The sequence below is a fragment of the Mycolicibacterium canariasense genome (genome assembly GCF_002101555.1).
GTDB lineage: Bacteria > Actinomycetota > Actinomycetes > Mycobacteriales > Mycobacteriaceae > Mycobacterium > Mycobacterium canariasense.
The window spans coordinates 219,868-233,800 of the sequence record NZ_LQOL01000042.1; the positions used below are offsets into that span (position 1 = coordinate 219,868).

General features: G+C 67.5%; 13 protein-coding genes. All 13 read right to left on the minus strand.

Annotated elements, in window-relative coordinates; genetic code table 11:
• Nucleotides 1-287: 287 nt before the first annotated feature.
• From AWB94_RS10315 to AWB94_RS10375, 13 genes are read right to left on the minus strand one after another with little or no spacing between them, the layout of a single operon-like run.
• Entirely contained in the window at nt 288-962 is a 675-nt protein-coding gene (locus AWB94_RS10315) for a YoaK family protein (RefSeq protein ID WP_062660382.1), read from the minus strand.
• Between the two features lie 7 nt (nt 963-969).
• Entirely contained in the window at nt 970-1,689 is a 720-nt protein-coding gene (locus tag AWB94_RS10320; protein ID WP_062660383.1) for a hypothetical protein, read from the minus strand.
• The gene (locus AWB94_RS10325; protein ID WP_062660384.1) at nt 1,656-2,207 is read right to left on the minus strand and encodes an Rv1363c family protein; all 552 of its coding nucleotides are present in this window, start codon (nt 2,205-2,207) and stop codon (nt 1,656-1,658) included. Before AWB94_RS10325 ends, AWB94_RS10320 begins: the two co-directional genes overlap by 34 nt.
• Entirely contained in the window at nt 2,204-3,196 is a 993-nt protein-coding gene (locus AWB94_RS10330) for an RDD family protein (RefSeq protein WP_062660385.1), read from the minus strand. Before AWB94_RS10330 ends, AWB94_RS10325 begins: the two co-directional genes overlap by 4 nt.
• The gene (locus tag AWB94_RS10335) at nt 3,193-3,825 is read right to left on the minus strand and encodes an Rv1363c family protein (RefSeq protein WP_062660386.1); all 633 of its coding nucleotides are present in this window, start codon (nt 3,823-3,825) and stop codon (nt 3,193-3,195) included. The genes AWB94_RS10330 and AWB94_RS10335 overlap by 4 nt, the downstream gene beginning before the upstream one ends.
• Complete coding sequence (locus tag AWB94_RS10340) at nt 3,795-5,345, minus strand: MlaD family protein (protein WP_062660484.1); 1,551 nt, start codon at nt 5,343-5,345, stop codon at nt 3,795-3,797. The genes AWB94_RS10335 and AWB94_RS10340 overlap by 31 nt, the downstream gene beginning before the upstream one ends.
• 6 nt (nt 5,346-5,351) lie before the next feature.
• Nucleotides 5,352-6,503, minus strand: a complete 1,152-nt coding sequence (locus AWB94_RS10345; RefSeq protein WP_109762719.1) for a virulence factor Mce family protein — start codon at nt 6,501-6,503, stop codon at nt 5,352-5,354.
• The gene (locus tag AWB94_RS10350) at nt 6,503-8,152 is read right to left on the minus strand and encodes a virulence factor Mce family protein (protein WP_062660388.1); all 1,650 of its coding nucleotides are present in this window, start codon (nt 8,150-8,152) and stop codon (nt 6,503-6,505) included. The genes AWB94_RS10345 and AWB94_RS10350 overlap by 1 nt, the downstream gene beginning before the upstream one ends.
• Nucleotides 8,153-9,748 carry an MCE family protein gene (locus AWB94_RS10355; RefSeq protein ID WP_062660389.1) on the minus strand — a complete coding sequence of 532 codons (1,596 nt, stop codon included), beginning with the start codon at nt 9,746-9,748 and terminating at the stop codon, nt 8,153-8,155.
• Nucleotides 9,745-10,776 (minus strand): virulence factor Mce family protein, encoded by a 1,032-nt coding sequence (locus AWB94_RS10360; protein WP_062660390.1) that lies wholly within the window; start codon nt 10,774-10,776, stop codon nt 9,745-9,747. Before AWB94_RS10360 ends, AWB94_RS10355 begins: the two co-directional genes overlap by 4 nt.
• A gap of 52 nt (nt 10,777-10,828) precedes the next feature.
• Nucleotides 10,829-12,049 carry an MCE family protein gene (locus AWB94_RS10365; RefSeq protein WP_062660391.1) on the minus strand — a complete coding sequence of 407 codons (1,221 nt, stop codon included), beginning with the start codon at nt 12,047-12,049 and terminating at the stop codon, nt 10,829-10,831.
• A 4-nt stretch (nt 12,050-12,053) separates the two neighbouring features.
• Nucleotides 12,054-12,923, minus strand: a complete 870-nt coding sequence (locus tag AWB94_RS10370; RefSeq protein WP_062660392.1) for an ABC transporter permease — start codon at nt 12,921-12,923, stop codon at nt 12,054-12,056.
• Between the two features lie 10 nt (nt 12,924-12,933).
• The gene (locus AWB94_RS10375) at nt 12,934-13,731 is read right to left on the minus strand and encodes an MlaE family ABC transporter permease (protein WP_024454954.1); all 798 of its coding nucleotides are present in this window, start codon (nt 13,729-13,731) and stop codon (nt 12,934-12,936) included.
• Between the last annotated feature and the right edge of the window lie 202 nt (nt 13,732-13,933).

Below are 13,933 nucleotides of genomic sequence, written 5' to 3' on the forward strand. Positions count from 1 at the left end.
CGCCTTGCGCATTTCAGCAACGGTGCCGGGTATGCCGTTCGCGTTGTCCCGGAGTCAGTACGGCCGCCCGTCGTCGACCACGGGCGGCCGACATTCGCACGCATCGCCGTGGGCTGAAGCGCCGGCTGTCGGCGCTGGGGGTGACCACCACCCGCCCGCGCGATCCGCGCGGGCGCGGCAGCACCGCCCTGGTCCCGGACAGCTGGCCGATCTTATTGACCTGCATCCGCTTTCGCCACTGCTCGGTGCTGACAGCCGCCACCGGCCCGGCCACCACGACGGTCGCGCTAATCGGCATTCCCGGGTCCGAACGCGAAGATGGCCGCCGAAACCGCGACGATCGCGGCAGCCAGACCGATCACCGGGGCGACGGTGTATCGGCTCAACGTCGCCCCGAGCACCGCGCCGCCGCACATGGTGAGTACGACGGTATAGCGCAGCCTCTCGCCCTGCCCCGTGCCGCCGGCCAACCGGCTGTCGAACCCGATCCCGACGATGGTGGAGGTGAGCACCGTGGTGCTCAACTCCTGGATACCGAACTGCCGTGCGGTGGCGTTCTGACAGCCGAAGCTCACCGCGAGACCGGCGATCAAAATCAGCTTGCTGTCGTCGCGGTAGTCGAGCACGCCGGCTCCGGCGAGCACGGCCATGGTCGCGATGATCGCCGCTTCGACAACCAGCGTCACCACCAGCCATCGGCGCACCCGCGCATCGAGATGCCGCGCCAGCCGTCCACCGAGCACCGTTCCGGCGACGAAACCGGGGAACGCGACGGCCGCTGCGGTGAGGTCCACCCCCGACCCCGGGACGAACCAGAAACCCAGGAAGATCACGTTGCCCGTCATGTTGGCCACGAAGACGTGGCCGAGCACCAGCACGCTCACCGCGTCCACCACGCCGGTGGCGAAGGTCAACAGCAGCAGGGCCGTCACGGTCGACCGCCGGGACACCGGGGAGCGCATCGCGCGCCTACAGCCGCGGGGTGAGATCCAGTGAGGTGACCGGCGTCATCTCGGTGATCAGCCAGGTGGAGTTTCGTCGCTCCAGCGTCAGCCGGTAGGACAAATACCGCAGTGACGGGATGTTCTTGGTGACCGGGCTGGTCGCCACCGAATTGGTGTACACCAGCGCGGTCGCCTGGCCGGGGCTGATCGTCTCGATGGCCGCGCCGAGCACCTGGGTGCTGTTGGAGACCTGGGCCTGCTTGTTCGGCGCGACGATCGCGTCGATGTACTGGCGGTACTGGGCGGCGAAGTCGCCGCCGAGGTACTTCTCGGCCCGGTCGGGCAGGGACTCCATGTCTTCGGGCGTGTACGTCCACAGCGTCGTGATGGCATTGGTCGCGGTGCGGGCGATCTCCAGCTTGGTGTGCACCAGCGCCCGGTCGGACAGGTACTGCTGTGCCGTGGCGCCGGCGAAGGCACCGGCCGCGACGAACAGCAGGGCCGCGACCACGGCCGCGGTCTTCAAGGCCCGGCTTGCCGTGCGGTGCGGCACCAGCACGGGATCGGCCGCCGCGACCTCAGGCTCGGCTCCCGGCTCGGCTCCGGGCTCGGTTTCCGGCTCGGCTGGGGCGGCCACGAGCTTGTTCCCGCCGGCCCGCGCCGCCTTCCCGGTCGGCTGGGCCTCGGTCTGCTCGTCGCTGGACCCGGTGGTCAGATCACCTGGATCAGCCGGCTGATCTTCCACTGGCGCCCTTCCTGAATAGTCGTTGCCAGCCAACGGCTCCCGGTCTCGATGGTCTGCTTCCCGTCGGGTGTCTTGGAGGTCATCTTCGTCGCGACCAGGACGTCGGCGCTGCCGTTGTCGTTCCAGCGCTGCACGCCCGCAGCCAGCACGGTACCGGTCGTCGGCTCGGCGCGGGCCACCTGGATGACGATCTCGTTCTGCTTCTCGGTGAACTGCTTGACGAATTCGCCGGTGCCCTGCGCCTTGATCCGGTCGGCGTAGTCGTTGGCGTGGAACGGGTCCATGGTGGTGTAGACGGTCATGAAGTCGCGGACGTAGGCCAACGCGGAGGCATCCCGGCGCTCGGTGCGACGGTCCGATTCGTGCGCCATCGCCATGATCGTGCACGCCCCGATGATGGCGGCCAGCACCACCGCGCAGACACCGCCGACCAGCGGCAGGCCCCATCGCCTCGGTGGGTTGCGCACGGTCACAAAGAGTTCGGGCGTGCCGGGATCGACCTGGCGGCGGGGGCTCATCGGGGCCCTCCGCCCGGTTGCGGGCGGGTGATCACCGTGAGGTTCTGCACGCGCCACTGCCCACCGGCCTCGACGAAATCGACCTGCACCGTCGCGGTGATGAATTTCATGGCGGCCGGGTCGGCACCGCGCTGTCCCTGCATGGCCATCAACATGGTGGCCGTCGTGGGCGCCACCTCGGTGACCGCACTGTTGACGGTCCAGTACTCGTTGTCCACGATCGGTGCTTTCTGCACCGAATTCTGTTGGGCGACAAGCTGAGGCCGATAACTGTCGGTCGCCAGCGTCTGCGCCTCGGCGAAATCGTCCTTGACGGTCTGCGGGCTGTAGCTGAGCATCTGTTCGACGATGCGCGGGCCCTGCTGCGAGATCTCGGCTCTGGCCCGGTCCACCGCGCGGTCGTGCCGGTACACCGCGCCGTATCCCAGTGCGGCACCGGCACCGCAGACCACGACGGTGGCCACCATACCCACCGCCGCCGGCCTGCGCAGATCGCGTTGCGGCGCGTCGACCCGATGAACCTCGGTGCGCAGCAACAGGTCCGCGAAGGTCCGGCCGCGCCGGTCCCACAGCGGCCACAGCCACCCGACGAACAGCGCGGTCGTGTCGAGCAGATGGGCGATATCGCGCGCCATCAACCGGAGGACGCCCACCCGGGCGCCGGTGCGCCCGACCACCCGGATGCCGGCGACCGCCCGGCCCAGTGTCCAGCCCGTCCAGGCCGGTAGCAGCCAGCGGTTCACCAGGACCGCCCCGCCGAACAGCACCAGCACGACCACGTACAGCCACCACTGCCAGCCCTGCCACGGCGACATCCAGGCCAGCAGCGCCATCACCGCGGCGGCGGCCACCCCGAACAGCACGTCGACGGCCAGCGCCCCGGCCCGCGCGGCCCAGGACGCCACCGGCACCTCGACGACCGCGCCGTCCGGCGCCGCCACGTCCGCATCCGGGTTCACGTCTGAGTTCACGTCCAGCACCGCCGTCACGTCGTCACCTGGACGAGGTTGGCGATCTTGTAGGTGCCCTCGTCGCGTTGCATCGTCACCCGCAGGCGGTAACCCTGTTCCTGGTCGGCGGCTTGCGAGTTGGTCACCTTGGTGCGCACGGCCACCAGGATGTCGACCGATCCGTCGTCGTTGTGCCGTTCCACGGCGGCACGCAGATCCGACACCTGCACCGTCACGTTGGCCGCCTGGTACGCCTCGACCATCATGCCGCTGAAGAAGCCGGCCTGGGCGCCGAAGTCACCGGTCGAGCACGCGATGATCTTGGCCTGGCTGGCGCCCATCGACGCAGTGTCCGGGGCCTGGGTCGCGGTCACGCAGTCCTTGGCCGCCTGCAGGGCGACGGCGTCGTCGCGCCCGATCTGGGCGCTGCGGGCATTGGCCTGCACCGCCAGGTAGCCGAGCACGGCCAGCCCGGCGGTCAGGACCAGCAGGCCGGCGCAGATGGCGGCCACCCAGCCCACGCCGAGCCGTTCCGGCCGAGCCGCGCCGGCCGGGACCGCCGGCTCGGGCTGATCCTCGGGAGTGTGCGTTATGGGTTCTTCTGAGTCGTCCGATTGCTCGGCGTCCGGGGTGGGGTTCAGCCGGCTGGTGCCAGCATCTCCTTCCATCCGCTATCTCCTGGCTTCATCGAGTTGTTGACGGCGTACTTGACACCGTCGGGGCCGACCACCTCACCGCTCTGGGGGCTGTACACCGCGGAGGGGCCTGCTGCCGGAGTGTAGATGCACGGGTTGGGTTGCTGTCCACTGCAGGTGACGGTGCCCTGGCCGGGCGGGGTGAGCGGGTCACTGGTCGGCGCGGTGGACTCCGGTGGCGGCAGCTGGCTGGCGCCGAGCGGGTTGAGCCCGTTGTTGATCGACGGTGCCGGGATCACCCGGCCGGGCTCGACCGGATGGGTGCAGCGTGCGGCCGGGGCCGGGCAGTCCACGACCTGGTTGGGATCGCCGTACCAGGGGTTGGTGCCCAGCGGTACGTACGGCTCGTTGCCGCGGCATTCGGCCGGGGTGGCCGCCCGCTTACCCGGGACGTCGGCGCACGGGTAGTTGCGGGCACCGCGGACCGCGTTGGGCGCGTCCTTGGGGATCTTGCAGTAGAGACCCGACGGGATCGGCTGGGTGGTGGTGTCGGCCGGTGACCGCCACTGCGACGCCGGCAGGAACCCGGTGAGGCACGGCGGCGGCGAGTTGATGCCCAGGCCGAAGTGCAGCAGGCCCTTGGGAGCGAAGATCGTCGCCGTCTGGGCGATGGACGCGCCCTGGGGCAGCACCACCAACACCTGCTCGACGTTCTTGTTGTACCGCTTGAGCATGTCGATGACGACCTCAAGGTTGGCCAGGGTCTGCGGCAGCGCGTCGCGCACATCACCGAACACGGCGTTGAGCTGATCGGCCGTCGGCGCGGCCTGCTGCAGGCCGCTGCGCAGGGCGCCGTCCTGTTCGGCGGTCTGCGCGGCGATGGTGTTGAGGTTGGCCGCCCACTGGTTGATGGCGTCCCCGGAGGTCACCTGGCTGTCGATGATCGGCCCGGAGTGCTCGACGATGTCGTTCACCGAGGGCAGGTTGTCCTTGAAGTCACCGGCCAGCGCCTGGGTGGAGTCCACCACCCGTTGCAGGGCGGGCCCCAGTCCGCCAACGGCTTTGGCGGTCTCGTCGAGCAGCTGGCCGATCTTCTCCTTGGGCAGCGCGGCCAGGCCGCGCTCGGCGGCGTCCAGCGCCGGGCCGACCTCGGCGGGCACGGACCCCTTGGTGATGGTCTGCCCGGAGCTGAAGTACTTGCCTTCGTCCTTCTCCGACACCAGGTCCAGGAACTGCTCGCCGACCGCGGACACCGAATGCACATTGGCCGACGCGTCCAGGGGAACCTTGGCGTCGTCGTCGATGTCCATGGTCACCCGGGCGCCGGTCGGGGTCGGTTGCACGTCGCGCACCTTGCCGATCGTGGTGCCCCGGTAAGTGACGTTGGCCGTCTCGTACAGGCCCGCCGAGTTCGGCAGATCCGCGTACAGGCGGTACATCCCGATGCCGGCGGCGGTGGGCAACCGCAAGTAGAACAGCGAGAGCACCACCAGCGCGATGATGGTCACGGCGGCGAAGACCAGCAGCTGTGCCTTGATGAACCTGGTCAGCAACATGTCTCACTCCCCCCGTTCGACGAGCGGTCCGCCCGGGGCGTCGTGCGGGTTCGGGGTGAACCGCACGTCCGGGATCATGGTCGCCGGATCGCGGCCCCAGGCTTGTTCCAGCGCCCGCAGCATGCCCGACACACCGGTGCCCGACAGCAGGCCGTTGTCCACCGCGGACAACGTCAGGTCGATGGTCGCCGACGTGTTGATGTAGTCACCGCGAATGGCTTTCGGCACGTTCTCGATGTTGAACGGCACCGTCAGCAGCAGCTTCAGCGCACCCACCAGGTACGGCGAGGCCTTGGACAGCTGCTTGAGCGGACGCTGCAGGTTCACCAGGTTGGTGTGCAGGTTGGCGTTGGTGTTGCTCAACGTGTCGTCGGCGGCGGCCGACACCCGGCCCAGGGCCGTGACCGCATCGGCGAACAGATCGCGGGTGTCCGCGAAATGCTGGATCAACGGCGGGAATTCGGTGAGCACCTGATCCAGCGTGTCGTTGCGCTGCGCCACCACGGCCAGCAGCCGGTTGGTGGAGTCGATGGCCCGGGTGATGTCGTCGCGCTGCTTGTTCATCTCTGCGGTGAAGGTGTCCAGCCGGTTGAGGAACTCCCGGATCTGATCGGCCCGGCCGGTCAGGATGTTGTTGACCTCGTTCTGGATCACCTCGATGTTGGGGATGCCGCCCCCGGTGAGGATGCCCGAGATACTGGCCAGCGTGCGCTCGATGGTCGGATACGCCGACGAGTTCTTCAGCGGGATGGTGTCACCGCTGCGCAGCGGTACCGGCGACGGGTCCGGCGGGCTGTCCAACTCGACGTGCTGGGAGCCCAGCAAACTGGTCTGGCCGATCTTGGCCAGCACGTTGGACGGCAGCTTGACACCCGGTTCCAGGTCCACGGTCAGCGTCGGCACCCAGTTCTTCAGTTGGATGGCCTTGACCCGGCCGACGAACACGTCGGCCACCCGGACCCGGCTGTTGGCGTTGAGCGCCAACGTTTCCGGCATCTGGATGTAGATGGTGGAGTGCCCGTCCTGGGTGCCGGGCCCCCCGGGCAGCGTCACGTTGGCCACCCCGCGCCACTGCGAGCAGGAGCTCAGGGCCAGCGCGGCCACCGCGAGCGCGGCGGTGCGCCTGCCGGTCCGCTTCCAGTTGCGTGTCAGCATCAGTTACCCCCTCCGGCCTCGGCGGGCAGTGGCGGTCCCGCGGGTGCCGGACCGGCGGCCGGAGCGGCCGGCGGCGCCGGGGCGATGGCCCCCAGCGGGTCACCGGGCAGCACGCCCGGAGCCGGTGCCGGCGGCGGGCCCGGCTGCGGATACCACGGCGGCGGAAGCGGATTGGACTCGTCGTAGGCGTTCGGCGGGCCGGGCAGGTTGCCGCCGGGCGGCACACCGAAGGCCGGCGGCGCGGCCGGCGGGACGATGTCCGGGCCGCCCATCAACTCCGCCAACGATTCCGGAGTCAGCATGTTCTGCGTGAACGGCTGCACCTGCACGCCTTGCATGCCCGGGGCCACGATCCAGCCCGGCTCGTGGTTGCCGTGCGAGAACAACGTGTCACGCGACCAGATGCCCGGCACCGTGGTGTCCTTGTACCCCGGCGGCGGCTGCAACCGCGGCTCGGAGTAGGCGATCTGCTTGGGCAGCGTCATCGCGGTGCTGGCCAGATTCATCCCGAACGGCAGGTAGTTGAATTTGATGGCGTCCAGGATCGGCGCCAGGTACTGGGCACACAACTCCGCGGATTCCTGATAACCCAACCGGCTACCGGCCTGGATGGTGCTGCAGATGAAGTTCAGCGGGTTGGAGAAGTTGGTGACGCCGGGCAGCACCGGGACGGTCACGATGCCGCCCTGGTTGGGTGACACGATGTTGACGACGTTGGACACCAGGTTCGGGTAGGCGTGCAGACCGGTCTCCAAGCCGTTGCGCGGGTCCGGCTGCAGGATCGCGGTGGTCACGTCCGACAGGTTCTTGATGTCGGTGGTCAGCGGTTTCTGGTTCTCGTCTAGGAACTTTCGGGTGGTACCCAGCACCTGGTTGAGTTCCTGCAGTGCGGTGGCCACCTCACGGTCGGTGTTGGTGAACGAGTTGGTGAACTGCGCCAGGTCGTTGTTCAGCGCCACGAACTGCTGGTCGTTCTTGTACAGCGCGTTGACGAACGTCGCCAGGCTCTTGATCACCGCGACGATGTCGCCGCGGCCCTGGTGCAAGGCGTCCAGCGCTTCGGACAGGCCCTGGATCGTCTTGTTGAACTGCTCGCCCTTGCCGGCGAACCCGTCCGCGAAGGACTCGATGATGTCACCGAACGGGCCCTTGGGCTGTTCCTTCGTCGGGCCCAGATCGGCCAGCAGCCGGGTCACCTGGTCCCGCAACTCGTCGTACTCGACCGGAATCTGGGTGCGCTCCAACGGGATCACCGCACCGTCGGCCATCGCCGGCCCGCCCGTGTAGGGCGGTGACAGCTGGATCACGCGGGAGGCGACCAGGCTGGGGTTGAGCACCGACGCCGACGCGTTCTCGGGCACCTTGTACTTGCTGTTCCAGTGGAAGACGACCTTCATCTTGTCGCCGTCGGTGGTAATCGAGTCGATCTTGCCGACCTGCACACCCATGATGAGGACCTTGTCCCCGGGATACAGCGCGAGCACCTCGGGGAAGTACGCGGTGACCGTGGTGGTGGTCAGCTTCTTGTAGACGTTCCAGCCCACCACGCCGGCGCCGATGGCCACCGCCACCACGATGGCGGTGAGGATCACCGCCGTACGGGAGAAGTGCGGCAGCTTGATGTTGCGGATGTTGAAGACGCTCGACATTTACGGGGCCCCTCCCTGAGATCCGGGCGGAAGGAACGGCGGGTTACCCGGCAGCGGCTCGGTGCCCACCGGGGACAGCTGCGGGCCGGGTCCGGGCGGCGCCGGCGGTCCGGGCGGCAGCAGCGGTGCGGGTACCGCGCGACCGGGGATGTCTCCCGGCGGTGTGGGCACTCCGGGCGGGCCGACGGGAACCGTCCGCGCGCCGGGCGGACCGGGCGCGATCGGCACCGGCGTACCGGGCACGTCGGGCGCCACCTGACCGGGGATGGCCGCCGACGGGACACCCGGGTTCGGGCCGATCCCGTCCGGATTCGGCTGCGACGTCGCCACATTGGGCGCTCCGTAGTTGGGCCCATAGGGGTTGTCACCGAAGGGACCGACTCCCAGATGCGCGCACGGCAACGGGTCGCCCGGACGGGGCAGACCGTCGGCCGGCGGCGTGTACGAGCACGGCGAGCCGGGCGGCACCGCGGGACCGGGATTCTCCGGCGTGCCCTCGATCGGCGTCGGCGCCGGTGGCGGCGCGCCGTTCTCGAATCGGGTTCCGTTGGGATCCGGGAACCGGAAGGCCGGCAGACCGGAGTTGCGCCAGAACTGTTCGGGGTCGATGCCGCGTTTCTTGAACGCCGCGTCCACGAACGGCTGCAGCAGCGTCGGCGGCAGCAGGTTGGCCAGCAGCACCTTGAAGTACGGGCCGGAGGCCAGCGCCTCGGCCAGCGAGATGATGAACTTGCCGGCCAGACTCAGGGTGTCGGCGAGGTCGTTCTTGCGCTCGTTGAGGATGCCGCTGACCGTCTGCAGCTGGGTGAGCACGCGGTTGAGGTTCGGATTCTCGTTGATGAATCCCGTGATCTGCTGGGATACCGACGAAATCCGCTCCAGCAGCAGGCTGACGGCCTGGCGGCGCTCGTTGATCGCGGCCAGCAGCGTCTGCGCGTTGACCAACAGGGCGTTCACCTGACCGCTGCGGTCACCGAGCACCGTCGCGATCTTGCCGGCGTTGGCCAGCAATTGCTTGAGTTGCTCGTCGCGCTTGCCGAGGGAGTCGGAGAACTCCTGCACACCCTTGAGCGCGGCGCTCAGGTGCGGTGAGGTCTGGTCGACGGTCTCGGACAGCACGTTCAGCGACTGTTTGACCGCCTGGGTGTCCCAGCCCTGCGAGGCGCGGGTGACGTCGAGGAACGCGTCGTAGATCTGGTAGGGCGTCTGGGTCTGCTCGACCGGCAGCGATCCGCGGGGCTTGAGGATCGTGTTGCCGCGCGGCTCCACCTGAATGTTCTTGCGGCCCAGGATGGTGTCGGTGCGGATCGCGGCCCGGCTCTCGGTGCCGATCTCCCGGCCGCCCAGGGTGTAGCCGATCTCGACCTTGTCGCCCTTGATGTCCATGCTCGTGACATCGCCGACGTCGACACCGGCGATGCGCACCTTGTCGCCGACGTTCAGGCCGCCGGTGTCGTTGAACTGCGCGTAGTAGGTGGGCACCGCGAACAGCATCGGCACACTGGTGAGGCTGGAGCCGACACCGATGACCAGCGCCACGGTGATCACGCCCATCACGCCCTTACGGGCGCGGTCCGAACCCTGGATCGTCCTCATTTCGGCGTGCACCTGCCCGACGGCTGGGTGACCACCTTGACGGTGCGGACCGGTCCGCCCGGCTGCAGCCCGTTGAGCTTCAGCGACAGGTCGCACACGTAGAAGTTGAAGAAGTCACCGTAGATGCCGCCCGCGCGGCCGATGATCTTCAGCGACGCAGGGATCTGCTGCAGGATGTTGTTCACCTCATCCTTTTGGTCGATCAGCGGTTGCTGGGTGGTCTCCAGATAGCCGAGGGTGTCCCGCAGCAGCGGCCGGTTGTCGGCCAGCAGGTCGCCCAACGAGCCTGCGGCATTGCTGATGTCGGCGACCGACGAGGCGATCGGGTCGGCCCGGTTCTTCAGGCCGGTGATCAGCGCCTCGAAGTTCTTCAGCGTGTCGTCGAACTGCTGCTGGTGCTTGACGGTGGTGTCCAGCACGGTGTTGAGGTTGGTGATCACCTCACCAATGGCCTGGTCACGCGAGGCCAGCGTCGAGGTCAGCTCGGCCGTCTGGTCCAGGATGTCGCTGATGGTGCCGCCCTGCCCCTGGAAGATCGTGATCAGCGAATTGGCGATGTTGTTGACCTTGTCCGGGTCCAGCGATTTGAACAGCGGGCGGAACCCACCGACCAGAGCGTCGAGATCCAGGGCGGGCTGGGTGAGCTCGCGCGGGATGGTGCCGCCCGGCGGCAGGATCTTGTCGCTGTCCCCGCGACGCAGTTCGAGGTAGCGGTTACCGATCAGGTCCAGGTAGCGGATCGCCGCCGTGGTCTGCTGGAACAGCTGAAGATCGTTCTGCACCTCGAAGTCGACGCGGACGTGCCGACCGCCGTCGATCAGCGTCACGTCCTCGACCTTGCCTACCTCGACACCGTAGGCGCGGACGAACTGGCCGCTGCGCAAGCCGCTGACGTTGTCGAAGATCGCCGAGTATCCGGTGGTCTTGTCGAATCGGACCTGGGCGAACACCACGAAGATGATGGCGGTGAACGTGAGCAACACCGCCGAGATCGCACCGAGTTTGAAGAGCGTGCCTCTAATACTCATGCGGCTCCCTCGCAGGCTCGGGTCCCGCATGCCATTTGTCGATTCGCTGCGCTCATGGGTTGATCGTGTTCTCCCCCACTTGGCGGCCCCACACGTACTCGGTGGCCAGCGGCTGGCCGAGCTCGAAGTGGTTGTACGGCGCGATGCTGGCCCCGGTGTCCATCACCAGATACGGTGCGGGCCACAGGTCCCGAGTGATCGGCTGCCAGCAGCCCGGCCGCCCTTCCGGCCCACCGCGGGCGTTGACCCTCGGCAGGTTGTCCGGATACACGTACGGGTTGCCCGCGCCGAGCAGCTCGGTATTGGTCTGCAGTGAGTAGCCGTCACCACCAAGCGCCGCAGCGAGTTTCGGCGCGGCGTCGTGGAAATTGCGCAGCGTGCACAGCAATTCGGGGCTGTAGTAATCCAACAACTTCGTGGTCGGCAACAGATCCTGGGCACCCCGCACCAGATACGGCCCACCCCGCTCCAACACATCACCGGCGTTGTTACCGAACCCCACCGCCGACATCAACGCCGTATCGATGGTGCCCCGCTCGGCATTGAGCGTGCGCGCCGTCACCACCGCACTCTTGAGCCCGTCGAACAGATCCGGCGCCGCATCCGCATACACCGTCGACAGATCCGCCAACCCCTGGGTATCCCGGCGGATCGACGGCATCCGCGCATTGAGCTCACCCAGGATGTCATTACCGTTGACCAACGACTGACCGAACCGCTCGCCCAACCCGTCCAGGGCCTGCGCCGCCGCGGTCAACGTCTGATTCAGCTTCACCGGATCCACCTGCTGCGCGATCCCCATGATCGTCTCGAACAACGTGTTGAACTCGGTGGTGGTGCTGTTCGCGTTGATCACCGCATCCGGCTTGAGCTTGTCCGGCGACGGATCGGCCGGCGACAGGAACGAGATGTACTTGTTGCCGAACACCGTCGTCGCCCGCAACTCGGCATCTACGTTCGCCGGGATCATCTTCAGATACTGCGGCTCCACATCCAGCGTCAGCTTCGCGCGGGACTCCTCGCCATCGGTCACCACACCCGCCGATTTCAGCCGCCCGATCGGCACCCCGTTGAACGTCACCTTCGACCCCGGATCCATCGACAACCCGGCCCGCTCTGCCATCACCACCAACGTGGCCTTCTTGTCGAAATAGCCGCGGAACTGGAACCAGGTCAGGGTGAGCACGATGGCCACCACGAGCAGCAGCACGAGACCCGCCAGCTTGTAGGGCGGCGTCTTGGACTTGTTCACTGAAGTTGCAGGCGCGGTCATCTCGCTACACCGTCAGGTTGAAGTTCGGGTCGGTGCCGTACAGGGCCAACGAGGCCAGCAGCACCACCAGCACGATGGCGATCAGAGATGTACGCATCGACCTCCCCACGGCTTCACCCACGCCCACCGCACCGCCGCTGGCGTAATAGCCGAAGTAGCAGTGGTTGAGCATGACGATGATCGACATGATGATGACCTCGAGGAACGACCACATGACGTCGTCGACCCGCAGGAACGTGTGGAAGTAGTGCTCGTAGGTGCCCACCGACTGCCCGTAGAACAGCGTCGTCACCAACTGCGCGGACAAAAACGAGAGCAGGATCGCCATCGCGTAGAGCGGGATGATGACGATCGAGCCGGCCATCAGTCGGGTGGACACCAGGTACGAGATCGACTTGATACCCATCACTTCCAGGGCGTCGATCTCCTCGCTGATGCGCATGGCGCCGAGCTCGGCGGTGGCGCCGGCACCGACGGTGGCGGCCATGGCCTGGCCGGTGACCACCGGTGCGACGACGCGGATGTTGGCCAGTGCGGCGAAGAACCCGGTGAAGGCCTCGACGCCGATATTGCCCAGCGACGCGAAACCCTGGATGGCGATCAGCGAGCCGGCCGACAGGGTGACGAAGCCGATGATCGCGACGGTGCCGCCGATGACGGCCATGGCGCCGGTGCCCATGCCGATCTCGGCAACCAGGCGCAGCGCTTCGCGACGGTAGTTCTTGAACGCGTGCGGAAGGTGCCCGACGGCGGTGACCACGAACCAGGCGACATGCCCGATGCTGTCCAGGAATCGGCCTGGCGCGCCGGCATAGCCGGTCGCTCGGCCGAAGGCGCGCGGGAACCGGGTGCGAAGAACCGCTGCTGTACTCACTTGAGGGCCCTCATGTCGTGGTCCCGAATCGCACGCCGATGGTGGTCAGCACGACGTTGACCGCGAACAGCGCCACCACGCACAGCACCAGCGTCTCGTTCACCGCGGTGCCCACACCCTTGGAACCACCGGCCACCGTGAGGCCCCGGTAGCAGCCGACCAGCCCGGCGATCAAACCGAACAGGGTGGCCTTGATGACCGAGATCATCACCTCGGGGAATCCGGTGAGCAGCGTCAGCGTCGAGACATAGGCGCCGGCGTTGACGTTCTGGATGTAGACACCGAAGAAGTAGCCACCGACCAGACCGATGGTGATCACCGCGCCGTTGAGCAGGAACGCCACGAAGGTCGAGGCCACCACCCGCGGCGCCACCAGGCGCTCGATCGGGTCGATGCCGAGCACCTCCATGGCGTCGATCTCCTCCCGGACGGTGCGGGCACCCAGGTCGGCGCAGATGGCCGTCGAGCCGGCTCCGGCCACCACGAGCACCGTCACCAGCGGACCCAGCTGGGTGACCGCGCCGAGGGCCGCACCCGCGCCGGACACGTCGGCGGCGCCGAACTCGGCCAGCAGGATGTTGAGCGTGAAGATGATGAGGACGGTCAGCGGGATGGAGACCGCGAGAGTCGGAAGGAAGGCGACCCGGATCAGGAACCAGCTCTGAAGGACGAACTCCTTCCACTGGAACGGCCGCGTCAGCAGCGCCTTGCCGGTAAGCACGCACATCTTGAAGAAGCCACCGACCATGGTCAGGGGCTTCTCCAATTGATCACGGACGTAGTCGACCAGCCCGTTGCTCGCCGTCACCCTCGCCCGCTCCTGTCGCGGTCGCGGACTGGAATCACGTGGTGCACGTCCCCTCCCTGCCCATTTCCGGCCCCAACCCCATGGCTGTGATCTCCATCTCCCTACTGACGGGTAGTAAGACGGACCACAGGACTGTACCCGATCCGGTACCGGCGGTGTTGGGCAACTGCTTTATTAACATCGCAACCGTTAGCAAAGCCAT